Genomic DNA, 25254 nt, shown 5'->3' on the forward strand with positions numbered 1-25254 from the left:
CCCGGTCGGGGTAGGCTCGATCTTGAGCGAGGCACCCAACTCCGGGTGGCACGCGATGCGTTGGTGGTCCAAGGAAAGACGCTCCGCTTCCTGCGGGGAAATGCAGGTGCAAGGCCTGCCCAGAGGGCGGACCTCTTCGCATATGTGCGGTCCACGTCGGCCGCCGGGCGCACCCTGACGGGCCAACATCCGGCCGACACCCGGACGGAGCTCCGACGCGGGGCAAAACTCCTGGTCAAGACCGTCGCCATGGCACGGCCGACGCCGTTCACGGCCGGTGACCGGTTGCGGGGCGTTCCCCCGCTTTCCACGGTGGGCGCAAGACAGCAGTTCTCGAAAGGAAACCCATGCGCGCCCTTGTCTCCCGCGGCCTCCTCGTCTCCCCTCTGGTCTGTGCCGCCCTGGTCCTCGGCCCGGCGGCCGCCTCCGCTGCCGCCGCCGACGCCGGCCGAGAAGCATCGGGACCCGGTGTCGCACAGACGGTTCCGCGGCCCGGCACCGACATCGCCACGCTCCTCGACCGGATGGACGCGGCGGACACGACGCGCTACGACCGCGCCCTGACGCCTCTCGTTCACGCACTGCCCGACCTCGCCACGGCGTCGGGCACCCGGATCGACCCGGCCCGGGCCGCCACCTACGCCAAGGCGGTACGGGAGTGGAGCAGCAGGATCCAGGAGCGGCTGCGCCATCTGGACGCCGGCTCCGCCGACCGCGCGCACCGGGTCGCGCCCCGCGCGGCGGACCCCGTCTCGGACCTGCTGAGCGCGATCCAGTCCGCCGTCGACAGCCTGCTCACCTCGCTGACCTCGCTCGACCTCGGCGGAGTGCCGAGCGCCGCCACCGGGCTGCCCGCCCCGATGCTCGACACGGTCACCGGCCTCCTCGGCGCCGTGCCCCCGCTGCCGACGCTGCCCTCGGCGGGCAGCCTCGCCTCCACAACGACCGTCGCTCCATGAGGAACTGACGCACCGTCAGCCGTGGTCCGCCGCCGGGCCGCCCGGAGACCCGGGCGGCCCGGAGACCCGGGCGGCCCGGCGGCACACCCGGTCCCTGCCGAGGCCGTCAGTGCCCGTTCCAGCCCGGGACGGTCGGCAACACCTGCTCGGCGACCCGCGCCAGGGCCGTGTCGTCCGGCGGTACGTCGTCCTGCCGCCAGATCGCGACCTCGTACGTGCCCTTGCCGTCGTCCTTTCCGTGCCTGGAGACCAGGAGGCAGCGCGCGGTGCCGCCGGGGCCCGTGCTCGCCTTGCCGCCGCCGAGGTTGAAGCCGATGGAGAATGTCGGGCTGGAGTAGAGGAGGGCGGGGTGCCCGAGGACGGTCGTCCTGCGGGCGTCGCCCAGCAGACCCCCTGTCTCGGAGACGGTCATGTCGTCGTACGACGCCGTCAGCTTCACGGAGTACGTCTCCAGGGTCACCGTCGCCTCGGGTTCGGCGATCTTCGTGCCCCCGGCGAGCGTGAGCCACTCCCCGCTGCCGTCGGCGGTCTCGATCCGCTCGCGTGAGGTCCCCAGCAGGGCCGGCATGTCCGGGCGGTTGAGCGCCGTGCACAACCGGGCGCCGGAGAGATAGCGGGCCGGCAGATGATCGTCCGAGGCCGAGCAGGTCGCCGGTTCACCGGACGTGCCCTTCTGGTGGACGAACTGCTTCTGCGCCCACAGAGCGCCCACGACGACCGCGAACAAGGCCACCGCCGCGATCGCCTGAAGCCCCGGTCTGCCGGCCTTTTCGGGCTCGCTGAAACCCTCGGTCATGTCCCCCACCCCCGCTGTGCATCCCCTGTGCGCGCTGGAGCCTAACCGATGTTCACGGGGAAGGCACGCGCCGCACATCCCTCTCGGTGGCAGGGGGTTCCTCCGGGAGTGTTTGATGGCGGGAGCACGCTTCAAGCCGGAGGAAACAGGGGGACGCGGTGGCCGAGGGACGGGTCGTCGAGGCGGGCGGGAGCGCCCTGGTGGTGCGTCGCAGCCCGCGGGACCGGACGCGCGCGGCGGTGCTCGTCCTGCACGGCGGCCAGGAGAACGGACGCCGTCCGGTGCGCCCCTGGCAGCCGGCCGCGCTGCGCATGCGCCCCTTCCTGAGCGCCGCCGCCTCGGTCTCCTCGCCCCGCGACGTGCTGATCGGCCAGGTGCGCTACCGCTATCAGGGCTGGAACGACGCCGCCGACCCGCTCAAGGACACCCTGCGCGCCCTCGACGAGCTGCGCGGCCTGGCCGGCGACGCGGCCGTGGTGCTGGTCGGCCATTCGATGGGCGGCCGGGCGGCACTGCGCGCGGCGTCCGACCCCTCGGTGCGCGGCGTGCTCGCACTCGCCCCCTGGTGCCCGCCCGGCGACCCGGTCGACGATCTCACCGGGACACGGATCGTCGTCCTGCACGGGGACCGTGACCGGACCACCGGCCCCGCCGACTCGGCCGCATACGTACGACAGGCCCGCACGGCCGGTGCACAGGCCGGGATGGTGCTGCTCAGGGGCGGCGACCACGCGATGCTCCGCCGCAGCCGCGACTGGCACCGCGCCTCCGCCGCCGCCATCAGGCGGTTGCTGCGCCCCGAACGCGACCTGGAGGGGTGGACGGCCGAGGCCTGCGCGTCGGACGGGCCGCTTCTGCGCTGACCCGTGCCCTGGTAGGGTGCCTCGCCCCCACGGGACATCCACCCAGAGGACTGCCGATGCCGATCGCACGATCGTTCCGGATTGTCACGTACCTGACATCCATGTTCCTGGTTCTCACCCTGTTCGGCACGGCCCCGGCCACCGCCGGGCCGCAGTCCGCCACGGCGGCGCCGGCCGCGTCGGCCGGCGGCACCTGGCAGCCCCCGCTCTCCACCCGGGGCCGTTACATCGTCGACGCGGCCGGCAACCGCTTCCGCCTCAAGGCCGCCAACTGGGACGGCGCACAAGGTTCCTGGACGGGCAGCGGCAGCATCGACGATCCCGCGAACCACCATGCCGGCCAGGACTCCTACGGCATCCCTCTCGGCCTGGACCGCGCACCCCTGTCCCAACTCCTCTCGGACTTCCAGGCACTCGGCATCAACAGCATCCGGCTGCCGTTCTCGAACGAGATGATCCATACGACGACTCCGGTGCCGGACGCCGCGGTCACCGCCAATCCGCAGTTGCGCGGCAGGACACCGCTGGAGGTCTACGACGCCGTCGTGACCGCCCTCACCGGCGCGGGCTTCGCGGTCATCCTCAACAACCACACCAACACCTCCCGTTGGTGCTGCGGCGTCGACGGCAACGAGCGCTGGAACACCGGCCAGTCGACCCAGCAGTGGGCCGACGACTGGGTCTTCATGGCCCGCCGCTACGCCGCGAACTCCCGTGTCGTGGGCGCCGATCTCTACAACGAGGTACGCCGGAACGTGCTCGACGACCCCAACTGGGGCCTGGGCGACGACCACGACTGGTACGCGGCGGCCCAGCTCGCCGCCGACCGCATCCTCACCGAGGCGAACCCGAACCTCCTCATCGTCATCGAGGGCATCAACTGGACCGGCCTGCCGGTCGACGGACTCCCCCACGGCCGCCCCGTGCTCACCCCCGTGCGCACCCTCTCCAACACCCTCGTCGACGCCCACAAGCTGGTCTACTCGGCCCATTTCTACGGCTACACCGGTCCCCACCACAGCGGCGCCACCGGCATCGGCGAGACCAGCGACCCCCGCTACCAGGACCTGAGCCGCGACGATCTCTACCAAGCCCTCGCGGACGAGGCCTTCTTCGTCACCACCGAGGGCAAGCACTACACCGCGCCCGTGTGGGTCAGCGAGTTCGGCATCGGCGCGAACGAGACGGGCACGGCGGCCCGCACCTGGTTCGGCAACATCACGGACTACTTCGCCGACCACGACGCCGACTTCGCCTACTGGCCGCTGGTCGGCTGGGAGGGCCACGACGACTGGGCGCTGCTGCGCTACGACACCTCCGGGCACCGGTCCGGCATCCTCGACGGAGGCGACTGGCGGGCCACCGCCTGGGACCACCTCATGGACTCCGCCGGCCGCACCGGGTACGTCGAGCCGGGGACGACCTGGCGCATGCTGGCCACGGACCACGGCGACCAGGTCGAGTCCCTGCGGGTGCGGGCGGGCGGCGACTGGGACTCGGGCGCCTACAAGGCGGTCTGCCCGGACGGGCTGCGGCTGATCGGTCTCGCGCACTCCGGCGGACGCGGACTGTGCACCGACGCGACCGCAGGCGACCTGCGCGCCACGGGCGACACGCAGACGGTGGTCACGGACGAGCGGTACGTCCCGGCGGGCGGCGACTGGGCCTCCGGGTACACCAAGTACCAGTGCCCGGCGGGCCGGTTCGCGATCGGCTACAGCCGTCGCGGGGAGCGGGTGTCGGCGGTGCTGTGCGCGTCCGCACGCGTCGCGTTGGGCACGAGCGGCCGCACGGTGTGGTTCGACCGGTCCGACAACCGGCCCGCCGACGGGGCGGGCGACGACTTCGCCTCCGGCGCCTACAAGGGCCAGTGTGCCGCCGGCGAGTACGTCGCCGGCGTCGCCTTCACCACCCGGGTGGGCAGCACACCGGCTCCCGCCGCCGTGCTGTGCGTCCCGCTGGCGACCTGAGCGGGTCCGTCACCGGCCCACTGCTCCGGGCACCTCACCACCCACCGACTCTCCCCGCACACAGCTACCGGACCGGAGCAGCCGATGCGTTCAGGGCACGCGTGCCAGTTCGTCGTGGTGCGGTGGTGTGCCGGGGTTCTCGGCGGTGGCCTTGAGGATGGACTGCTGGAGGCGGCGCAGGCGTGCCGACGGCTCCATTCCCTGGTCCCTGACGAGGAGGGTGCGCAGCCGCTGGTAGACGAGGAGGGCCTCGCCGCGCCGGCCCGAGCGGTAGAGGGCGAGCATGAACTGCGCGTGCAGGTTCTCGTGGGAGTGGTAGCGGCTGGTCAGGACGGTGAGTTCGGCGAGCAGTTCGCGGTGCCTGCCGAGCCGGAGGTCGGCCTCGATGCGCTGGTCCAGCGCGCACAGCCGGCTCTCCTCCAGCCGCCGCGCCTCCATGCCCAGATGGTCCCCGGTGGGCACGTCGGCGAAGGGCGGGCCGTTCCACAGGTCGAGCGCCCGGCGCAGGGTGCTGGAGGCGTCGGCGAAGTTCCCGTCGTCCATGGCGCGGCCGCCCTGTTCGCGCAGCCGGTCGAACTCCCGGACGTCGCTGGAGCCGCCTCCGGCGGCGAGCAGATAGCCGCCCGGCAGGGTCACCAGCACGTCCTTGGCGGAGCCGGCGGCCGCGTCCTCGGGATCCGGACCCCCCAGCGCCGTCGCGATGAGCTCCCTGAGCTGGAGCACGTAGGTCTGCAGGGTGGTGCGGGCACTGCGCGGTGGAGTGCCCGCCCAGAGTTCCTCGATCAGGGTCGGGACGGACACCAGCTGGTCCGCGCGCAGGGCCAGCAGGGCCAGCACCTGGCGGGGCTTCGGTGCGGTCGGCGCGATGGAGGCCCCGTTCTCCCGCACGTTCAGTGCACCCAGCAGACCGATGTCCACACGCGTCTCCCTGGTCCTCTCATCTGACACTCCGCCAGTAGAAAACAGCATGGACAGTCTGTCAATAGACCAGTGGCCGGACCGCTTCCAACGGACCGCCGGAGAACGGTGACGACGCTCCGCCCACCCCTGCCGGTCGCCGAAGTGCCAGCACAGCGCCACTGCTTCGGCGACCGGGAGGGCGGTCCGGACCCGATCGAGTCATTCGATGCGGCCACCGAATCAGGCGGGATCCCATCTTCGGCAACAGCATTAAACAGACCATCCGGTCGGTTACTTGACTGTCACTCGTGCCGGGTGCCCCGACCGCGGCTGCCGACGGGGACGGCGAGGAGCACGATGCCGAGCGCCAGCACCGCCAGTCCGCACCAGGAGACGCCCGGCAGGCGCTCGCCCAGGACCGCGACCCCCAGGACCGCGGCCACGGCCGGCTCGGCCAGTGTCAGGGTCGTCGCGGTCTGGGGGGCGGTGCGGCGCAGGCCGTGCCCGAACAGGCGGTAGCAGAGGAAGGTGGTGACCGCGCCGAGGTACAGGACGACCAGCGCGCCCCGCACCGTCAGCAGTCCGCCACCGGCACTCCACAGCACCACCGGCAGCACGAGCAGTGCCGCTCCCCCGAACATCACGCCCAGCACGGCGCCGGAGGCATGTCCGTGGGCGATGAGCCGCCCGCCGACCAGGGCGTACACCGCGTACGACAGTCCCGCGAGGCCGGCCGACACGACACCGAGGACGTCCACGGGGGCGCCGTCGCCGGCCAGCCCCGGCCCGAGGACGAGCACCGTGCAGCCGAGGACGGCGGCCGCGGTCGCGGTGGCCCAGCGGGCCGAGGGGCGGGACCGGCTGGTGAACCAGGCGAGGAGGCCGGCGAAGACGGGGGCGCCGCCGAGCGCGATCACGGTGGCCACCGCCACGCCCGTGCGGGCCACGGCGGGGTAGAAGGCGAGCGGGTACCCGGCCACCGCGAGGGTGCCGAGGGCGAGCAGCCGGCGCTCGCCGCCGGTGCAGGCCCCTGGCAGGGAGCGGCTGCCGGGTGCGGTCAGGAACAGCAGCAGACCGCCGAGGACCAGGCCGGCGGCGCCGATGGCCGCGGCCGGCACTCCGGCGGGGGCGAGGGAGCTCGCGGTCCCGGTGGTGCCCCACAGCACGGCGGCCGTGAGGATCGGGAGCGGCCCGGCGAACGGGCCTGCGTGGCGGGGACGCGGGCGCGCGGAGGCAGCTCCGCCGAGCGCGCGGGAAGGGCGGGATGAGGTGTCGTTCGGCACAGTCGTGAACTTCCGTCGTCGAATACCGTCTGCGGACTGGTTTCGATACGGGCGCACGACGCAGGCCCCGGGCCGCCTCGGAGGCAGGGCCGGGAGCGTGGGTTCGAGCCGTCAGCGGGTGCGCCCGGTCAGGCGCAGAGCGGCGGCAGAACGACGTGCCAGTAGGTGTTCACGGAAGGATCCTACCGGGGCGGCCCGCCGGCGGGCGCCGACCGGTCCTGTCGGTTCCGTGATCATCGGCGGCCGTCCGCCGCACGTCAATGACATGGTCGACGTCACTTGTCGTATGGTTCGACCAAGTTTTGGCCAACGTGCGTCGATATCGTTTCCCGGCACCTGCCCGTGGGAGAGACTCACCCGCGGAGGGGGGACGAGCACGTCCGTTTCACGCCGGACGTGCCATCCCGCAGTGTCGCGCCGCTTTGGGGAAGGCGGCGAGCAGACAAGCGGAGGAATGCATGACGCAGTCGCTTCCGGGGCAGCGCCCTGCCCAGGAGCAGACGTTCGCCGGACACGGGCGGCCACCCGTCGTCGTGATCGGTGCCGGGCCGTACGGACTGTCGGTGGCCGCCCACCTGCGGGCGGCGGGGGCACCGGTCCGCGTCTTCGGTGACGTGATGGGCAGCTGGCGGCACGCCATGGCCACCGGGATGTACCTGAAATCGACGCCGGACGCGACCGACCTGTCGGCGCCGGAGCCCGGCGGCCGGCTGGCGGACTTCCGGCGCGCGCAGAGCGAGCCGGAACTGACCGAGCTGACACCGATCCCGTGCGATGTCTTCGTGCGGTACGGGCAGTGGTTCCAGAAGCGGTACGTCGGTGAGGTCGAACCGGCCCGGGTGACGGCGGTCGAGCGGCCGGCGGACGGCCCCGGTTTCGTCGTCCGGCTGGACGACGGGAAGGAGATGGCGGCCTCGGCCGTCGTGGTGGCGACCGGCCTGAACGGTCTCGCCCATGTCCCGGACGAGCTGCGGCAGCTCGCCCCCGAGGGGCCGGGCCCGCGGGCGCTCGTGTCGCACACCAGCCACCACACGGATCTGTCCATGTACGCGGGGCGGCGGGTGGCCGTCATCGGCGGTGGCCAGTCGGCGCTGGAGAGCGCCGCGCTGCTGCACGAGGCGGGCGCCGAGGCGCAGGTTCTGGTGCGCGAGCGGACGGTGCTGTGGGGCATGACGCCCGACCTGGCCCGGCCCTGGACGCAGCGGGTGGCCAAGCCTGCCTCGCCGCTCGGCACGGGCTGGATCCTGGCCGCGGTCTGCGCGTCGCCCGGTGGTGTGCGGTGGCTGCCCGCGCCGGCCCGGCTGCTGCTGTTCCGGCGGGCGCTCGGGCCGTCGGGCGGCTGGTGGCTGCGGGAGCGGGTGGAGGGTGTCGTACCGGTGCACACCGAGCGCCGGGTCACGGGGGCCGTGGTGCGCGGCCCGGAGGTGCGCCTGGATGTCGCCGGTCCCGGGGGCGAGCGCGAGTCCCTCGCCGTCGACCATGTGCTCGCGGCCACCGGCTACCGGCTGGACCTGGACGCCCTGCCGTTCCTGTCTCCCACGGTGCGGCGCGCCGTGGCGTGCGTGCCGGGCTCGAACGCCCCCGCACTGCGGGGGACGTTCGAGTCGTCGGTGCCCGGCCTGTACTTCACCGGTTCGCTCGCGGCGCCGATGTTCGGGCCGATGATGCGGTTCGTGGCGGGCACGGAGTTCGCCGCCGTCCGCATCGCCCGGCACGCCGCGGCCGGCTGAGCAGGTCGCCGGCCGATCCGGGCGGGCCCGTCAGCCGATCCGGGCGAGCGGGTCCGCCGTACCGGGCGCCGGGGTGTCGTCGTCGGGGGCCGCCAGCACCGACTGCCGTATTCTGCCCAGCGCGGCCGAGGGCTCCAGTCCCTGGTCGCGCACCAGGGTGGTGCGCAGTCGCTGGTAGGCGTCGAGGGCGTCGCTCCGGCGGCCCGAGCGGTGCAGGGCGAGCATGAGCTGGCCGCACAGGCTCTCGTGGGTGGGGTGGCGGGCGGCCAGTACGGTGAGTTCGGGGATCAGCTCGCGGTGCCGGCCGAGCCGGAGGTCGGCCTCGATGCGCTGGTCCAGCGCACACAGCCGGCTCTCCTCCAGTCCACGGATCCGGGCGTGCAGATACTCCCCCGCGGAGATGTCGGCCAGGGCCGGGCCCCGCCACAGGCCGAGCGCGGCGCGCAGCAGCCGGGCGGCCTCGCGCTGGTCCCCGGCCTCCCTCGTCCGGTAGCCGGTGCCGGCGATCCGCTCGAACTCCCGGACGTCGCTGGCGCCTTCACCGCTGTCGAGCAGATAGCCGCCGGGTACGGTACGCAGGACCGTCTTGGCGGTGCGCGCGCCCGTGCCGTCACCGGCCGCCGCGAGCGCCGAGGCGATGAGGTCGCGCAGGTGCATGATGTACGTCTGCAGGGTGGGGCGTGCGCTGCGCGGTGCCTGTCGCCCCCAGAGTTCCTCGGTCAGCGTCCCGACGGTCACCGCCCGGTCGGCGTGCAGCGCGAGCACGGCGAGCACCTGACGCGGCTTGGGTGCGGTCGGGATGATGGGGACGCCGTTCTCACGCACGTCGAGAGCGCCGAGTATGCCGATGTCCATGCCGTCCCTCTGCTCGTCCGCCGCCGTGGGTGGTGCGGGGCGGCTCCTGGGCCCCCGAGTCAAAAACGGCACGGGCGGTTTGTCAAACCGAACTCCGGCCGGTTGGCGTGCTCTTGACCCGCGTCCAGGGGTCGGAGCAGGAATCGGAGAGCCCAACGCCTGTGAACTGGTCGCTGTGCGCCGCGAGTTGGGGAAGTACCAGGGACCAGAACTGCTCGACGTGGCGGGGTGAGATCCGGTCGCGGTCCTCCGCGCCGAGCACTTCGAAGCCGACCGTCGCGGCGACTATCACCGCGGCCACCCGGTCCGGTGACACCCCTTCGGCCAGCTCTCCCGCACGCTGCGCGCGCAGCAGTTCCTCGCACACCCAGGCACGCCACCAGCAGCCGAACCCCATGGCGTTCTTGCGGGAGGGATCGACGCTCAGTTTGAATCCGGCGCGGACGACGACGTCGGCCGCGACCGCGCCCAGGACTTCCCGGGTGACCGTGACCAGCAGGTGCAGTGCGGAGGCGGCCGACGGCCGCCGGTCGGCTACCAGTTGCTCGACGGACCGCCGGGCCGCGCTCTCCACCTCGATCGCGAGGGCGTCCTTGTTGGGAAAGTGGAAGTGCAGCGCTCCGGCGCTCACTCCGGCCCGCCGGCTGATCGCGGGCAGCGAGGACAGCGCGTACCCGTCGGCGGCGAAGATCTCTGCGGCGGCAAGAACGAGGGCCTGGCGGGTTCGGGCCGCCCGGAGCTGCTTGACCATCGCGTCCCCCTGTTGATCCGGGCGAATCCGGAATTCGGGCGGTCCGATTCCTCCCTGGGCCGACAGCATTCCGATTCGAGAACCTTAGCAAACAGCATGACTAGTAGGTTTGTCGGCGCTCGGGGCCCGCTCGGGCTGCTCCGGAGGTCCTCGCACGCCTCCCGAGGCACGGCCTCGGGGCGTAACAAACCAGGAAGGCGGTTTGGTTCGAGGCTGGTCAGGCCTCGGTGGGTACGGGCGATTCCTGCCGGTGACGCTCGACTTCCTCGACGACCCGGGCGCCCCGGTCGGGCGCGGTGTCCAGCCGGATCAGGGCCGCGGGAGTGGCTATGGCCGGCAGTACGTGGTTGTAGAGGACGGAGATGCGGTCGTTGAGGTCGGTCCAGTCGGAGAGCGCCTCGGACATGAACTGGGTCCCGATCCAGGCCCCGAGGAAGCACTCGGCGGTCTCGCGCGGCGTGACGTGCGGCAGCACCTCGCCGCGCGCCTTGGCCTCCACGAGCTTGTCCGTCACCAGTTGGGTCCAGGCGGGCCAGGCGCTGCCGAACAGGGAGCGCCCCTGAAGGTCGGCGGAGAGCCGTATGCCGGCGAGGAGGATGACCTCCTTGGGGATCCGGTGGGCCAGCGTCATGCCGATGTCCACCCACTCCTGGAGCTTCAGCTCGCGCGGCACCCAGTAGTCGTCGCTGATCTGGGCGTTGATCACACCCCGCGCGAGGGCTTCCTTGGAGTCGAAGTGGAAGTACAGGGCACCCTTGGTGACTCCGGCCCGCTCAAGGATCTCGGAGATCGTCGCCGCCGTGTATCCGCGCTCCGCGAAGACCGCGGCAGCGGCCTCGACAACAGCGCGTCGGGTCCGAATCGCACGCTCCTGACGCGCCATGGGGACCCCTCCTCGGTCAAAACAAAACCGGACGTGACGTACCTTACCCCAATCGGGGGTCGGTACTTCGGCCGCACAGTATCGATTCCCGGTCGGCCCCGCCCTGATTCCGCGCCGGTTTCGCGCAGGTCCCGCACCGGAGCCGGAGCTTCGGCGCGGCACCTGCCGGGCAGTTCACCAGGCGGTGCGCCCGCCGTCCACGGTAAGTGTGGCACCCGTGACGAAGCTCGCCTTGTCACCGCACAGCCAGGCGGCGGCCTCCGCGACCTCCTCCGGGTCGGCGGCGCGGGCCTGCGGGGCGGAACGGTAGGCGCGCGCCTCGTTCCCGGGCGACCTGGCGAACCAGTCGTCGACCATCTCGGAGCGGGTCAGGCCCGGGGCGATGGCGTTGACGCGGATGTGGTGCGGGGCGTACTCGACGGCGGCGGCCTTGGTCAGTCCGATCACCGCGTGCTTGGAGGCGATGTAGGGGGCGGCCGCCGAGGAGGCGACCAGGCCGCCCACGCTGCTGGTGTTGACGATCGAGCCGCCGCCGGTCTCCAGCATGGCGGTGATCTCGTGCCGCAGACAGTTCCACACGCCCCGCACGTTGGTCTCGGTGATCCGCTCGTAGTCGGCGTCGGCGATGAGGTGCATCGGCGTCTTCGGCAGCGTGACGCCGGCGTTGTTGAAGGCGGCGTCGAGGCGCCCGTACCGCTCGACGGTGAACTCGACGGTCCGCCGCACCTCCTCGCCGTCGCGTACGTCCAGGGTGCGGTGGCTCGCCTCGGCACCCCGGGCGCGCAGTTCGTCGACGAGTTCGCGCAGCCTGTCCTCGCGGCGGGCCGTGAGGACCACGGTGGCCCCCTGCCGGGCGAACACCCGGGCCGCGGCGGCCCCGATGCCGCTGCTGGCGCCGGTGACGAGAACGACCCGGCCCGCCAGTGCGGCTCCGTCCCCGGCGGTCATCCGGTCACCTCACGCGTGCCGGAGAGGGCGTCGGCGTCCTGCCAGACGGTGCCGAGCCCGGCCTCGCGGTCGAGGGTGCGCAGGCGCTCCTCGTCGATCTCGGCGAGACCGCCGACCAGGTGCCGGACGCCGAGTTCGCGCATCAGCTCGCGCTGGAAGCCGTGTTCGAAGGTGCTGGGGTGGCCGACGAAGGGCACGTCCAGTTCCCTGGCATGGCCGGCGAAGCGGGCGACGTCGTCGATGAAGAGGACCTGGTGGTGGTCGAGGCCGAAGCGGTCCCGGACGATCTCCCGGATGCCGGGGCGGAAGTCGTCGGTGCAGATGTAGTGGGGCGCGGTGAACAGGTGCTCCCAGGCGCCGAGATGGCGGCGGAAGTGGTCCTCGTCGAGGCCGCCGTAGCAGATGACGTCCAGGCCCAGGGCGCGCAGCCGGTGCAGGAGTTCCTCGGCGCCGTCGAGGATGTGGACGGGGTGGTCGCGCAGGTAGCGCTCGCGCTCGGCGAAGTAGTCGGCGATGGCCTCCTGCTCGCTCACCCCGGCGCCGGTCTCCTCCAGCAGCACCTTCGCGGCCGCGAGCCGGGACTGCGAGAAGAGCCGCTGTTCCAGCTCCCGGGTGTACGAACCGCCGTACTTGAGGACGACGCGGTACAGAACGGGACTGAAGCTGTCGTTGAGCAGGACGCCGTCGATGTTGACGGCGGCGAGGCGCAGGGTGCGCAGTGGTTCCATCGGGGCTCTCCCTCTCGCAGGCCGTTCGACAATCATGCAGGGGCTGTCGAGGCGGGGTGCGCTTCGGGCACCGCGTCGGGCGGGCCGGGGCCAGGGGAACTTGGCCGAAAGAGACCGTCGTACAGGTTTTCGTGCGGCGGTCCGGATCCCGCCCCCATCGACAACCAGCCGTCGACATCTGCCACTTAGTCCGTTATTCGCCGTGCCTTCGGCGCGGTTGAGCGCAAAAATACTTGGCCAAACCACCACTGAGCGGAGTCATGCATGGATCGAGTCGAACCACGCTTGGTGAATCCTTTACCTGGTGGCCGACCCGAGAAAACCGGTAGGTCCGTATCTTATAGGCGTCGAACAGAGCTTCAAGCCAACGAAGAGCTATCCGACGGGGGGTTGTCGATGAGTCTGTCCGCCGGCGAGATCGGAGTCGGTCTGCCCGTACTGCCTCGGCTGACCACCACGGTCCCCAAGGAGTACGTCCACCGCGCCTCCCTCGCCGAGGTGTTCCTCACCGGCTGTACCGCCCAGGACGACGGACTGCGGTTCTCCCTCACCGGACAGTGGCCCCGCGCCCATACGTTCTTCAACAGCGCCGACGGTTCGAGTCATGACCCGCTCCAGGCCGCAGAGACGTTTCGGCAGGCCGGTATGTTCGTGACGCACGCGGAACACGGCGTCCCGCTCGGCCATCACTTCGTGCTGTGGTCGCTCAGTTGCCACACCGATCTGGAGCGGCTGCGGATCGCCTCCCGGCCCACCGACTTCGAACTCGACGTGACCTGCCCGGACTCCGCACCGCGCGGCCGGGCTTCGGCGCGCCGGATGGGCATCCGGTTCGTCCTGCGCCGGGACGGCCTGCCCGTGGCCCACGGAGAGGGGCGGTACTCCATCGTCACGCCGCCCGTTTACACCCGGCTGCGCGCCAACCGGCCGGAGAGGCAGACGGCTTCGGCCGGCCCTGTCGTCGCGGCCGGCCCGATGCCGCCGGCGGCCGTGGGCCGCACCTCCCCCGCCGACGTGGTGCTGACGGCCACGGACGCGCCGGACCGCTGGCTGCTCACCCCTGACCTGGACCACCCGATCCTGTTCGACCACGGCGGCGACCACCTGCCCGGCATGGTCCTCATGGAGGGCGCCCGCCAGGCCGCCTGCGCCCGGCTGGCACCCCGCGCGCTGATCCCGGCGAGCACGTCCACGTCGTTCAACCGGTACGTCGAACTCGACAGCCCTTGCTGGATCGACATCACGGGGGTGACGGCCAGGGGCGACGGCACGGCCACGGTCGACGTCGTCGGCATGCAGGACGGCGAGGTCGTCTTCACGTCCACGGTCAGCGGGCCGGTCGTCCAGGGCTGACAGGGGCCGCCGCCGAGCCCCCTCGCAGGGGCCTGGCGGCGGATGTCCCACGTGTCAGTGCCGGTGACCGAAGTCGTGCCGGTCGCCCGCGTCCCGGTGACCGAAGTCGCGCCGGTCGTCCCCGCCGCGGTGGCCGAAGGCGTGCCGGTCGTCCGCGTCCCGGTGACCGAAGTCGCGCCGGTCGTCCGCGTCCCGGTGACCGAAGTCGCGCCGGTCGTCCGCGTCCCGGTGACCGAAGTCGCGCCGGTCGTCCATGTCACGGTGACCGAAGGCGTGCCGGTCGTCCATGTCGCGGCGGTGGTGCAGGCCCCAGGAGGCGGAGTCGACGTAGCGCCCGCGCTCGTTGCGCAGGGTGGCGGTGTCGGCGTCGTGGTTAAAAACGGAGGAGCGGCGGTCCTGGTACAGGTCCGTCAGGGTGTCCCGGCCCTCCCCGGTGTGGACGCGGACCGTGGCGTCGCCCGCCAGCCGGTAATGGCGGAAGGTGTAGCTGTGACCGTCGGCGTCCGACAGGGTCCAGCCGCTGAGGTTCACGTCCCGGCGGGAGGTGTTCGTGACGTCCACCCACTCCCGGTTCAGGGCGCGGCCGGAGAAGACCGCCCGGCCCTGAACGTCGTGCTGTACGGCACTGATGACGACCGCATCGCGGTGCGACAGAGCGGGATGCGCAGCGGCCGGCAGGGCCGTGACGCCCACCAGGGCGGCCGCCACAGCGGCGGCGGAGCCGAGACGGCGGGCGGTCGCGGAAACGGAAACGGACACGTGGTCCCCCTTCACGGGGTTCGAGCACACTCCAGCCGCGGGCGACGCGAAGCCGCAGGACGCGAGGGGTGTGTGGAGCTGGATGGCGGCCGGGCGGCCGCGCATCCACACCTTGCAGCCCGGCCGTGCGGCCTTCGGGACGCACACGGCGCCTATTACAGATCCTTCGCTTTCCTATGACTCTCGCGTGTAACGTCCATTTATTAGTTGAATGAGTGGATTTGACACTCCTTCAGCTCTTTCCGCCCCACAGGCAACGGCCTCGGCCACCATCGGACCAGTGGGCGAACGGTGCCCGGATCACCCGAAAGTGAGTAACAGTCAGCACCCGATCGGCCCCGCGAACAGAAATCGATCTTCTGAACGTCACGCGGAATTTCCAAACTGGTTAGTAACAAGAGGGGGTCCGAAGAAAGCGTTTGCCGCTACGTTTTGGCGTGCCTCATTGGCATGCCCACAACTCTCAGCGCACACCTCCCCGTAGGAGACACCCCCATGCGCAGACTCGTTGCCTGTCTGGCGGCCGCCGTCGCCGCTCTCGGCGGGCTCACGGCGACGGCCACCCCGGCCGCGGCGGCCGCCTCCGGCACGTTCAGCGTGCTCACGTACAACGTCGCCGGGCTTCCGGAAGGCCTGTCGAGCGCACCCACCCCGCGCGACACCAGCACCACGGCGATCGGCACGCGCATCGCGCCGTACGACATCGTCAACGTCCAGGAGGACTTCAACTACCACGCGTACCTGTACGCCACCGACACCCACCCCTACCGCACCGCGACCAGCGGCGGCGCGGGCATCGGCAGCGGTCTCAACACCGTCTCCAACTACGCCTGGGACGGAGACGACTTCGAGCGCGTCGGCTGGAACTCCTGCCAGATCGACTCCGGCGACTGCCTCACGCCGAAGGGCTTCACCTTCATGCGCGAGCGGCTCGCCGAGGGCGTCTACGTCGACTTCTACAACCTGCACACCAACGCGGGCACGAACGACGGCGACGAGGCCTCCCGGGCCGACAACCTCAGCCAGCTGACCGCCTTCATCGGCACCCACTCGGCCGGCAACGCCGTGGTGGTGATGGGTGACACCAACACCCGCTACACCCGCACCGCCGACACCATCGCCGAGTTCGCCTCGAACAACGGGCTCACCGACGCCTGGGTGCAGCTGATCCGCGGCGGCAGCGCGCCGGCCAAGGGCAGCGACGCGCTGGTCTGCGACCAGTCAGGGGCGACCGTGCCCAACACCTGCGAGGTCGTCGACAAGGTGCTGTACCGCAGCAGCAAGCTCGTCAACCTCAACGCGACCTCGTACAACAACGAGCACGCCAAGTTCCTGACGTCCGACGGGCTGATGCTCTCCGACCACGACCCGATCACGGTCGGCTTCTCCTGGTCCGAGAACGCCAACTTCCAGCTGAGCGACCAGTTCGGCGGTCCGCACGGCGACTACTACCAGGACATCGACAAGGTGGCCGTCGGCGCCCGCGCCACCAGCATCTCGCTGCGCTCCGGCTCCCGTGTCGACCAGGTCGGCATCACCCTCGCCGACGGCACGACGCTCACCCACGGCGGCACCGGCGGCACGGCGTCCTCGCTGACGCTGGGCAGCAACGAGTACGTGACGACGGCGTACCTGTGCGAGAGCAAGTACAACAACACGACCCGCATCTTCTACGCCAAGTTCACCACCAACCTGGGCAACACCCTCGCCGGTGGCACGACGACCTCGGACTGCGTGACCCGCACCGCGCCGTCGGGCTGGCAGATCGCCGGCTTCCACGGCCGCTCCGGTGACGAGCTCGACAAGGTCGGCTTCATCTACACCAAGCGCTGACGCGCCCGGCCGGCCGGCGGACGCCACGAACGGTCCGCCGGCCGTCGTCCGGAGTGCCGGGAGCGGTCCTCAGCCGAGCGCCTCGCGGTAGTCGGCGAGCGCGGTCTCGGTGGTCGCCAGGGGGAAGCGGGCGCCGAGGTGACCGTCCGGGCGGACGACGAAGCCGGTGGGGCCGTCGGGGCGGTACAGGCGGGCGAACTCACCGGCCGTGTCCAGGTATTCGGGGACGAGGGGCACATGGGTGCCGTCCTCCGTACGGATGGCCAGGACGTCCCAGCCGGGGGCGAGGACGGCCTTGATCACGTCGGTGGGGTCCGCCGCGTAGAGCAGCACGACGTGGTCCGGGCGGCCCCGCAGGATGTCGAGCAGGCGCAGCGGGTAGGCGGCGAGCGGTGTGGTGAGACCGGCGCAGTCCGGCGCTCGGTCGCCGGGTTGCGGGACGTCCGGGGGTCCGTAGGGGGCGGTGGCGAGGGGGCCGTCCCGGTAGCCGACGAGCAGCTGGGCCTCGCGGAGCACGACGGTCCGCGGGTCGTCCGGGTCGGCCGCCATGCCGTGTTCGGCGTGGCGTACGGTGCGGCCGACGACTTCCTCGCCGACCGGGCGGCGCTCGGCGTCGTAGCTGGCGAGCAGGGCCGGACCGGCCTCGCCGCGCAGGACGAGGGCGAGTTTCCAGGCGAGGTTGCAGGCGTCCTGGATGCCGGTGTTCATACCCTGGGCGCCGGTGGGCGGGTGGATGTGCGCCGCGTCGCCCGCGACGAAGACGCGTCCCTCGCCGTAGCGGTCGACGATGCGGTGGCTAATGCGGAAGACGGCGGACCAGCGCAGCTGGGAGAGGGTCGCGGGCCGGGGCGCGAGGCGGTCGACGACGGCCTGGAGGTCGGGCAGCTCGGGGAGCCGCCGGTCGCCCTGCGGGCCGTGGGCCACCCCGTCGGCGCCGACGGCACCGCCGGTGTCCTCGGTGGCGAGTTCCGGCGGGACCAGCATGGCCATGCGGTAGCGGCCCGGTCCGGGCAGCGGGATGCAGACCAGCAGGTCGTCCGTGGTGCCGTCGGCACCGCGGTGCTCCGACCTGATGCCGTAGCCGGCCGGCAGGTCCCAGTCGGCCACCACGTCGCCCAGCATGTACTCCTCGGTGAAGGCCCCGCCCGCGAAGTCGAGGCCGAGGCCCTTGCGGACGGCGCTGTGCGCCCCGTCGCAGCCGACCAGGTAGCGGACGCGCAGTTCCTCCGCCGTGCCCGAGGCGGTGCGCAGCCGGGCGGTGACCCCGTCCTGGTCCTGGGTGAAGGAGAGGAGCTCGGTGCCGCGTTCGACGACCGTGCCGAGCCCGTTCAGGTACTCCTCGATGATCCGCTCGACCTCGTACTGCGGCAGCGCGGCGAAGCCGTACGGCACCTCGGGCGGCAGCGTCAGCTCGACCCGGCCGGTCTCCTCGCCATTGACATAGACCAACTGTCCGCGCATGGGCACGGCGTGCTCGACGACGGTGCGGGCCAGGCCCATCCGGTCCCAGAGCTCGATGGTGCGCGGCTGGATGCCGACGGCCTTGGCGTACGGCAGCCGGGCCGGGAGCCGGTCGACGAGGCGGCAGTCCGTACCGTGCCGGCGGAGTTCGGCGGCGGCGCTCAGCCCGACCGGGCCGGCGCCCACGATCAGGACGTCGGTTGTGTGCGTCACGGGCGCCTCCCAGCAGGTAGCCCCGGACCGGTTGCGTCCCTCCATGGTGGCCCCGCCGCGGGCGGGCGGCGAGCCGGGACGCCCGCGGCGGCACCGGGCGCGGCCGGGCGGCTACGCGCGGCTGCCGTAGGTGCGCAGTTTGCGGTAGAGCGTCGCGCGGCCGATGCCCAGGGCGGCCGCCGTGCGGGCCTTGTTCCCGCCGTGGCGGCGCAGGGCCTCCAGGATCGCGGTGCGTTCCGCTTGTTCCATGGGGCTCAGCGGGCGCCCGGCGGGTCCCTCGCGTACGGGGTCGGGCAGTTCGGTGCGCCGGACCGGCCCCACCGTCCGGCGCTGCTGCGCCAACGACCGTACGACATGGGCGAGTTCCGTGATGTTCCCGGGCCACGGGTACCGTTCCAGGGCGCGCCGGGCATCGAGTGTCCAGGTGAGCGGGGGCCGGCCGGGTTCCGTCGCCGGGGCCACGGCGGTGAGCAACTCCCTGATGTCCTCGGGGCGTTCGCGCAGCGCGGGCAGGGTGACCGAGCGGGCGGCCAGGGTGTCGAGGAGCCGCTGGAGGCAGGGGCCGGGTGGCGCTCCGGGGGTGTAGGTGACCAACAGGGGTGCGGTGGGCCGGGCTTCGAGGAGGGCGACGATCGCCGCCACGTCCGGCTGTGCCAGTCGTTCGGCGTGGCGCAGCACGAGACTGTCGCGGGGGTCGGCGGGCAGGGCCTCGTGCAGGTCCCCTTCGGCCGCGTCGACGACGAGCGGATCGGCCCCGCCGAGCAACTCGCGAGCCAGGGAGGTCTTTCCGGTGCCGCGTTCGCCGACGAGCAGTAGGGGGGCGCGGGTGGCGGCCAGTTCGGCGGCGCGCTCGGTGGCGTGCCGCCAGGGCACCGAGTGCCCGGCCAACGTGGTGGGCGGGCGCCCGGCGGGGACGGCGGGGACAGGGCCGTACGCCGGTTCCAGTACGGCGACGGCGCCGACGGTCTCGCCCAGGTGGCGGACGACCTGGACCGTGGCGCCGCACGGGAGCCGGGCGCCGGGCGCGTCCTCGCGCAGCGCCGTGTGCACGGCTCGTTCCAGGTCCTCGATGTCCCGCGCCGCCAGCAGCCGGCCCGCGGCCTCGCTCACCAGCCGGCTGTGCCCGGCGAACGCCACCACCGGCCGGTCCTGCTCCGCGCAGGCCGTGAGGTAGGCGTCGAGCAGGGCCCGCACCGGCGGACGGGTGTGCGCCCGCAGTTCCGCCTCCACCACCGCGGCCGTCGCCTCGGCCAGGGCCGCCTGCGGGTGCGGTGCGCAACCGCCGCACAGGGCCGACGCCACGGTGACCGTGCCGACCGGCCTGCCGTCGCCGGGGGCCCGCAGCGGCACGCTGACCGCGGAGACCTCCTGCCACATGTCCAGGAAGTGCTCGGGTCCGTGCAGTTCGGCGCGGTGGCCGGTGCGCAGGGCCAGGGCCGCGCTGTTGGGGCCGACGCTCTGCTCGGAGAGGTCGGGACAGAACGTGTCCCGCGGGGCGTGCCCGGCGGACCACACCACGCGGAGCCGGGCGTCGGTGAGCAGGAGGGTGGCGTGCTCGTGGTCGAGCACCGGGCCGAGTCGCTCAAGGACCGGCCGGGCCGCTTCGAGCAGTGCGGGGTCGGACGGCTGCGGGGCGCGGTCTTCGAAGGGGGCCGCGGAGTCGTGCCGTACGCCGTGGAAACGGGCGCGCCGCCAGGCGGCCGCGACCTCGTCCGGCACGTCCGCCGGCAGCGGGTGCCCGGCGAGGAAGCGGGCGCGGGCCCGGCGCAGTTGGCCGAGCGCGGGCCGGGCCGGGGACTGCCGGCCGGCCGAGGGGGGCTGCTCTGCGGTGGTCATGGCGCCCCTCACCGTACCGGGAACAGTTGAAGGAGCAACGACCGGCGTCCCCTGCGGGGTTTCGTCGTACCCCGCGTGTCTCGGATTGAGACACCCATAGCCGCCCGTGCCGTCTCATGATCTTGAACGGTCGGTTCCCGTCCTTCCCCCTCCGGAGCGTTCCCCGTGCACACCGATGTCGTGACCGACGTCCTGATCGTGGGCAGCGGGCCCGCGGGCGCCTCGGCCGTGCCTGACAGTCACGGCCCCACCGGGTCGCACGACGGCCGTACCGCCCCCTTCCTCCCACGCACGCGACACGAAAGGTGAACAGCATGGCCCTCGGCCTGCTCAGGCGCCGGTGGTCCAAGGACGCCCCGGCCCGTTCGGCGGGACTCACCCTGCCCCTCCCGCCCGGTGCGGGCGGGATCGCCCGGACTGTCCTGGACCCCGTCGACCAGCCGCTCGGCGGCGCCGACGTCACGGTCACCGCGCTGGACACCCACCAGGTGACGGCCCGGGGCACGACCGATCCCTTCGGCTTCTTCATGGCGGCCCTGCCGCCCGGGCGCTACAGCATGCTGATCGTCGCCGAGGGCCTGGACCCGCACCGGGAGACCGTCGAGATCGTCGCCGACAGCTGCCCGGCGCCCGCGCGCATCCGGCTGCAGCCGGCCCGGCAGCTGCCGCTGCCGCCGACCGGCGGCTGGGTCTTCGATCCGCCGCACACCGCGATCCGGTTCATCGCCAAGCATGTCGGCATGGCCCATGTCCACGGCCGTTTCGAGCGTTTCGACGGTGCGATCACCGTCGCCCCGGACATGAGCCAGTCGGCGGTCCGGGTGCGCATCGACGCGTCCAGCATCAACACCGGGAACACGACCCGCGACAACCATCTCCGTTCCGGTGAATTCCTGGACGTCGAGCGGTATCCGTACATCGACTTCGCCAGCACGCGCTTCGCCTACCGGGGCGGCAGCAAGTGGACGCTCCTCGGCACCCTGACGATGCACGGCGTCAGCCGTTCGGTCACGCTCGACACCACCTACCTGGGCACGGTCAACGGCGGCTACGGCGAGGAACTGCGCTGCGCCGCGCTCGCCACGGCCGAGCTGCACCGGGAGGACTACACCCTCAACTGGCGGTCGATGCTGGCCCGCGGCATCGCGGTGGTGGGTCCGACGGTACAGCTGGAACTGGACGTGCAGGCGATGTACCGCTCACCGCAGACGCCCACGCCGCCGGAGTGACGATGCGCGCCGCCCCCGGGTAGACGGGTGCGGCCCGCCTCACCTGTTCGGGTGAAGACACCCGAAAGGTCGAGTCGTACGGTCCGAGTGGACCGATGACCGGCGCCGTCGGCCCTTCGAGGAAAGGTGCCCAGGAGCCTTGGCCATTGAATACGTCCTTCGCACCGCCCTTGAGCGGCACATCATCAGTACGCGACGGCACTTCACGGATGTCATCCGGGACATCCGCGCGGAAATCGAAGCCCGGGAAACGACCGGCGGGCAGGTCGACCGGCTGGCCCTGGCCCGGTGCGGAGAAGTCGGTCCGGACCGGGCCGCCGTGCTCGCCCCCGGGGTGAGCCGTCTGGTCCGTCTGGTTCTCGACAGGCCTTCGACGACCGCGGAACTGGCCCGGACACTGCCGGATGTCGGCTTGTACTGTCCCGTGTCGGTCCTCGTGCAGCAGATCACCGACGGCGGAACACGGCTGAGCTACGATTCCGTCGCCGGCGCGATAGCCGTTCACCGGGACGAAGCCGCCACAGCGGTCGCGCAGAGCTTCGACGCCGAGATCCTGGAACTGCTGCGCCGCGTCGCAGACCGGGACTGAGTCCCGCTCCGGCGCGGCAGGGCGCAGGCGCCGCAGCTGCCGGACGACACCGGCGACTTCGGAAGATCATTGTGTTCCGAGGGCCTCACGATCGCTGACCTGCCCATCCCGTCATAGCGTGGAAGTGCACCGATCGGCCGAAGAGCCCAACGGAGTGATCGCCATGAGTGAGAGCCGGACCGAGCGGAACAAGGCCGTCGTCGTCGAGTTCCTGACGACTGCGTTCAGTTCCAAGGACTTCGCTTCACTGGACCGGTACGTGCACCCGGACTACATCCAGCACAACCCGTTCATCCCGCCGGCGAAGGCGGGACTGCGCGGATTCATCGCCGGACTGCCCGACGACACCCGTTACGAGCCGGGTGCGATCATCGCCGAGGGCGACCTGGTCATGGTCCACGGGCGATACTCCGGCGGCGCCGACAAACCGCTCCTCGGGGTCGACATCTTCCGTTTCGAGGACGGTCTGGTGGTGGAGCACTGGGACGTCCTGCAGAGCGAGGTCGCCGCGCAGGACACCGTGGCAGGCAATCCGATGTTCACCAACCCGCAGACCGGCCCGGCCGATCGGCCGGCCTGAGGCACACGTAGCCGAGTGATGCCGGACTTCGGGACGGCCCATCGGGCGCCGCCAGCCGAACGGCGGATCCGCCGGGCCCGCCGTGGTCCAGGGCGCAGAAACCGCTGTCCATGCCACCGCCTGCCGCCATGCGCTCGCCCGCCGAGGCAAGCCCCGTCCGTTCGCCCGACCGAACGGACCAAGGGGTACAGGCCCCCTCCTCCATCATCCGTGCGTTGACCACCGATGGTTTTGATTGAGCTTTGTACCATTTCGGAGAAACCGCTTCCCCCAAACGCCGGTCGATCCCGATCTCCGGGTGTTAAAACTTGGCAACTGAACGTCGGGCTGCGCACAGTCCTGCGCACCATCCCTGTTGTGAAAAGGGACGATCTTGTCCAAGTCCAGACCTCTGACCGGCAATTGGCGCGTCGCAAGACGCCTCCAGGCCATTCTGCTCATCCCCGTGCTCGTCGCCCTCGGCCTCGGTGGCGTCCGGGTGAGGAACTCGATCGGCACCCTGCAGGACGCCAACGACGCGGTGCGCGTGGCGGAGTTGGTGCAGGCGGCGAACGCCTACGCCAGTGACGCCATCAACGAGCGCGACGTGTCGGTCATCCCGCTCCTGCAGGGCAAGCGGAACGCGCCCGCCGTACTGGCGGCCCGCAAGGTCACCGACGCCGACGCGAAGGCGTTCGACACGGCGGTGGCCCGGGTGCCGAAGACCGCGGGCCTCACCCGGCGGATCGAGCTGGTGCGGGCGGGTGAGAAGCTGCTGCCCGCGGTGCGGGCCGACGCGTTCACGGCCAAGGTGTCCGGAGTGCAGACGGAGGAGAGCTACCACGCCGTCCAGCACCCGCTCATGGAGATCTCGAACGAACTGGGCTTCGGCAGCAACAACCAGGCGAGCTTCGGGCGCACCCTCTACGCCATCTCCCTGACCCAGGCGGCCGAGTCCCTGGTGCGCTCCATCGGCACGCATCTGCTGGTCGAGAACCGCGACGCGCTCACCGAGGACGAACTGAAGACCCAGCTGGGCTCGTTCAGCTCCTACGCCTACCTGGAGCAGGTGGGTCTCCAGGAGTACGCGGGCGCCGGTACCGCCGGGGACATGACCCGGCTGCGGACGGCGCTGGCGGACGCGCAGAAGAAGGGCGCGCAGCAGACGGCCAAGGCCGCCGAGGAGGCCAAGGCCGCCGGGCAGACCTTCGTGACACCGCCGGCCCTGCCGAAGATGATCACCGCGATCGCCGCCGGAACGCCGACCGAACAGCTGGCCGCCGAGGGCATCACGCCGGAGTCGTTCTTCGCGGCGTCCGCGCTCGCCTTCGACGCCTACCGCGGTATCGAGGTCCATCTCACCGACACGGCCCTCGCCGATGCCCGGAGCATCGCCGCCGACGCCAGAGTGGAGGCGATCGTCAACGGCTCCCTCGCGCTCGGGGCCGTACTGGTGGCCGTCCTGCTCGCGGCGTGGGTGGCCCGCTCGATGAGCCGGGGCATGCGCAGGCTCAGTGCTTCGGCGATCGAGATCGCCGAGCAGCGGCTGCCCGCGGTGATCACCCAGTTGTCGCTGGCCGTGCCCGGCCAGGTCGACACCAAGGTGACGCCGATCCCGATCACCACCACCGACGAGATCGGCGAGGTCGCCCGCGCCTTCGACCACGTGCACCGGGAGGCGGTCCGGCTGGCCGCCGAACAGGCCGCGCTGCGCGGCAACGTCAACACGATCTTCACCAACCTGTCCCGCCGCAACCAGTCGCTGATCGAGCGCCAGCTCGCCCTGATCACCGACCTGGAGGAGCGCGAGGCCGACCCCGAGCAGTTGTCGAACCTCTTCAAGCTGGACCACCTGGCCACGCGGGTGCGCCGCAACGGCGAGAACCTGCTGGTGCTCGGCGGCGAGCGCCCCACCCAGCAGTGGGATCATCCGCTCCCCCTGGTCGATGTCATCCGGGCGGCGGCCTCCGAGGTGGAGCAGTACGAGCGGATCGAGCTGGAGGGCATCCCGGAGGCCGAGATCCACGGCCGGGCCGTCACCGACCTGGTGCATCTGCTCGCCGAGCTCCTGGAGAACGCCACCTCGTTCTCCTCGCCGCGCTCGGCGGTCCGGGTCACGGCGGCCCGGCTGCCGGACACCCGGATCATGGTCGAGATCCATGACAAGGGCATCGGTCTGGTGCCCGAGGACTTCGCGCTGATCAACCACAAGCTGGCCAATCCGCCGACCGCGGACGCCGACGTCTACCAGTACATGGGGCTGTTCGTGGTGGGCAGGCTCGCCGACCGGCACGGTATCCGGGTCCAGCTGCGGCCGGCCGCCGGGGAGTCCGGCACGACCTCCCTCGTCATGCTCCCCGGCACCATCACCTGGCGCAGCGGCACCGAGTCCGACGCCGACACGCTGGCCCTGGCGGCCTTCAGGGCACGCGCCACGCCCGGGCTGGCCGCTCTGCTCGCGGACGGGCCCGCCGACCCGTTCGGCGCGCACGAGGCGTGGGACGACCTCCTCCCTGCACCCGGCCCTGGCGCGCCGTCCGGCTTTGCCGCGCCGTCCGGTGTGCCCGCCACAACCGGTGGTCCCGCCTCGGCCGGTGCTCCGGCCGCCGGTGGGCCCGCCGCCTTCAGTGGTCCCGCCGCGCCGGACGTTCCGGCGCAGGCCGGACCACCCGCGTCGTCCGCACCGTCGGCGCCGTCCGGGCGTCCCCGGCGCGCGGCGAAGCGCGGCCGGCGCCCCGCCAAGGACGGCTGAGCCG

The 25254-nt window shown here is 72.0% G+C and carries 21 protein-coding genes; 10 read left to right on the forward strand and 11 right to left on the reverse strand.

The window, feature by feature from the left end; all coding sequences use genetic code 11:
* Positions 1-347: 347 nt before the first annotated feature.
* Positions 348-959: a hypothetical protein gene (locus tag SSP29_RS56125; RefSeq protein ID WP_089102517.1), complete on the forward strand. Its 612-nt coding sequence runs from the start codon at positions 348-350 to the stop codon at positions 957-959.
* A gap of 106 nt (positions 960-1065) precedes the next feature.
* Here SSP29_RS56125 and SSP29_RS22285 read toward each other — a convergent pair whose 3' ends face one another.
* The gene (locus SSP29_RS22285) at positions 1066-1755 is read right to left on the reverse strand and encodes a DUF6215 domain-containing protein (protein WP_089102518.1); all 690 of its coding nucleotides are present in this window, start codon (positions 1753-1755) and stop codon (positions 1066-1068) included.
* Between the two features lie 158 nt (positions 1756-1913).
* Between SSP29_RS22285 and SSP29_RS22290 the strand changes: the two genes are divergently transcribed.
* On the forward strand, positions 1914-2618 hold the full coding sequence (locus SSP29_RS22290; protein WP_150134678.1) for an alpha/beta fold hydrolase: 705 nt from the start codon (positions 1914-1916) through the stop codon (positions 2616-2618).
* Between the two features lie 101 nt (positions 2619-2719).
* Positions 2720-4588 (forward strand): glycoside hydrolase family 5 protein, encoded by a 1869-nt coding sequence (locus SSP29_RS22295; RefSeq protein WP_174855999.1) that lies wholly within the window; start codon positions 2720-2722, stop codon positions 4586-4588.
* Between the two features lie 90 nt (positions 4589-4678).
* Here SSP29_RS22295 and SSP29_RS22300 read toward each other — a convergent pair whose 3' ends face one another.
* Entirely contained in the window at positions 4679-5506 is an 828-nt protein-coding gene (locus SSP29_RS22300; protein ID WP_089102520.1) for an AfsR/SARP family transcriptional regulator, read from the reverse strand.
* A gap of 284 nt (positions 5507-5790) precedes the next feature.
* Positions 5791-6828, reverse strand: coding sequence for a DMT family transporter (locus SSP29_RS22305; RefSeq protein WP_368669250.1), 1038 nt, complete (start codon positions 6826-6828; stop codon positions 5791-5793).
* 401 nt (positions 6829-7229) lie between these two features.
* Between SSP29_RS22305 and SSP29_RS22310 the strand changes: the two genes are divergently transcribed.
* On the forward strand, positions 7230-8501 hold the full coding sequence (locus SSP29_RS22310; RefSeq protein WP_089102522.1) for an FAD-dependent oxidoreductase: 1272 nt from the start codon (positions 7230-7232) through the stop codon (positions 8499-8501).
* A 30-nt stretch (positions 8502-8531) separates the two neighbouring features.
* Here SSP29_RS22310 and SSP29_RS22315 read toward each other — a convergent pair whose 3' ends face one another.
* The 5 genes from SSP29_RS22315 to SSP29_RS22335 all read right to left on the reverse strand — a co-directional run bounded on the left by SSP29_RS22315 (position 8532) and on the right by SSP29_RS22335 (position 12666).
* Positions 8532-9356: an AfsR/SARP family transcriptional regulator gene (locus SSP29_RS22315; protein ID WP_089102523.1), complete on the reverse strand. Its 825-nt coding sequence runs from the start codon at positions 9354-9356 to the stop codon at positions 8532-8534.
* A gap of 82 nt (positions 9357-9438) precedes the next feature.
* Positions 9439-10107, reverse strand: a complete 669-nt coding sequence (locus SSP29_RS22320) for a ScbR family autoregulator-binding transcription factor (RefSeq protein ID WP_089102524.1) — start codon at positions 10105-10107, stop codon at positions 9439-9441.
* A 217-nt stretch (positions 10108-10324) separates the two neighbouring features.
* Positions 10325-10990 (reverse strand): ScbR family autoregulator-binding transcription factor, encoded by a 666-nt coding sequence (locus SSP29_RS22325; protein ID WP_089102525.1) that lies wholly within the window; start codon positions 10988-10990, stop codon positions 10325-10327.
* 174 nt (positions 10991-11164) lie between these two features.
* Entirely contained in the window at positions 11165-11938 is a 774-nt protein-coding gene (locus tag SSP29_RS22330) for an SDR family NAD(P)-dependent oxidoreductase (RefSeq protein ID WP_089102526.1), read from the reverse strand.
* On the reverse strand, positions 11935-12666 hold the full coding sequence (locus SSP29_RS22335; RefSeq protein ID WP_089102527.1) for an HAD family hydrolase: 732 nt from the start codon (positions 12664-12666) through the stop codon (positions 11935-11937). The genes SSP29_RS22330 and SSP29_RS22335 overlap by 4 nt, the downstream gene beginning before the upstream one ends.
* A 396-nt stretch (positions 12667-13062) precedes the next feature.
* Between SSP29_RS22335 and SSP29_RS22340 the strand changes: the two genes are divergently transcribed.
* Positions 13063-14019, forward strand: a complete 957-nt coding sequence (locus tag SSP29_RS22340) for a ScbA/BarX family gamma-butyrolactone biosynthesis protein (RefSeq protein ID WP_089102528.1) — start codon at positions 13063-13065, stop codon at positions 14017-14019.
* 54 nt (positions 14020-14073) lie between these two features.
* Here the strand turns inward: SSP29_RS22340 and SSP29_RS59875 are convergent, their stop codons facing one another.
* Complete coding sequence (locus tag SSP29_RS59875) at positions 14074-14778, reverse strand: lamin tail domain-containing protein (protein ID WP_368669251.1); 705 nt, start codon at positions 14776-14778, stop codon at positions 14074-14076.
* Positions 14779-15273: 495 nt separating this feature from the next.
* Here SSP29_RS59875 and SSP29_RS22350 point away from each other — a divergent pair, with 495 nt between their 5' ends.
* The gene (locus SSP29_RS22350; RefSeq protein ID WP_089102529.1) at positions 15274-16611 is read left to right on the forward strand and encodes a jacalin-like lectin; all 1338 of its coding nucleotides are present in this window, start codon (positions 15274-15276) and stop codon (positions 16609-16611) included.
* A gap of 69 nt (positions 16612-16680) precedes the next feature.
* Here SSP29_RS22350 and SSP29_RS22355 read toward each other — a convergent pair whose 3' ends face one another.
* Together SSP29_RS22355 and SSP29_RS22360 are read right to left on the reverse strand one after the other, a co-directional pair.
* Entirely contained in the window at positions 16681-18330 is a 1650-nt protein-coding gene (locus tag SSP29_RS22355; protein WP_089102530.1) for an FAD-dependent monooxygenase, read from the reverse strand.
* Positions 18331-18396: 66 nt separating this feature from the next.
* Positions 18397-20121 (reverse strand): sigma-54-dependent Fis family transcriptional regulator, encoded by a 1725-nt coding sequence (locus SSP29_RS22360; RefSeq protein WP_089102531.1) that lies wholly within the window; start codon positions 20119-20121, stop codon positions 18397-18399.
* Positions 20122-20435: 314 nt separating this feature from the next.
* Between SSP29_RS22360 and SSP29_RS22365 the strand changes: the two genes are divergently transcribed.
* The 4 genes from SSP29_RS22365 (at position 20436) to SSP29_RS22380 (ending at position 25250) form a co-directional block, all read left to right on the forward strand.
* The gene (locus tag SSP29_RS22365; RefSeq protein WP_089102532.1) at positions 20436-21350 is read left to right on the forward strand and encodes a YceI family protein; all 915 of its coding nucleotides are present in this window, start codon (positions 20436-20438) and stop codon (positions 21348-21350) included.
* A 139-nt stretch (positions 21351-21489) separates the two neighbouring features.
* Positions 21490-21939: a DUF302 domain-containing protein gene (locus SSP29_RS22370; RefSeq protein ID WP_089102533.1), complete on the forward strand. Its 450-nt coding sequence runs from the start codon at positions 21490-21492 to the stop codon at positions 21937-21939.
* A 163-nt stretch (positions 21940-22102) separates the two neighbouring features.
* Positions 22103-22519, forward strand: a complete 417-nt coding sequence (locus tag SSP29_RS22375; protein WP_089102534.1) for a nuclear transport factor 2 family protein — start codon at positions 22103-22105, stop codon at positions 22517-22519.
* A gap of 373 nt (positions 22520-22892) precedes the next feature.
* Positions 22893-25250 (forward strand): nitrate- and nitrite sensing domain-containing protein, encoded by a 2358-nt coding sequence (locus SSP29_RS22380; RefSeq protein ID WP_150134686.1) that lies wholly within the window; start codon positions 22893-22895, stop codon positions 25248-25250.
* The last annotated feature ends 4 nt before the right edge of the window (positions 25251-25254 follow it).

Source organism: Streptomyces hyaluromycini, assembly GCF_002217755.1.
Lineage (GTDB): Bacteria > Actinomycetota > Actinomycetes > Streptomycetales > Streptomycetaceae > Streptomyces > Streptomyces hyaluromycini.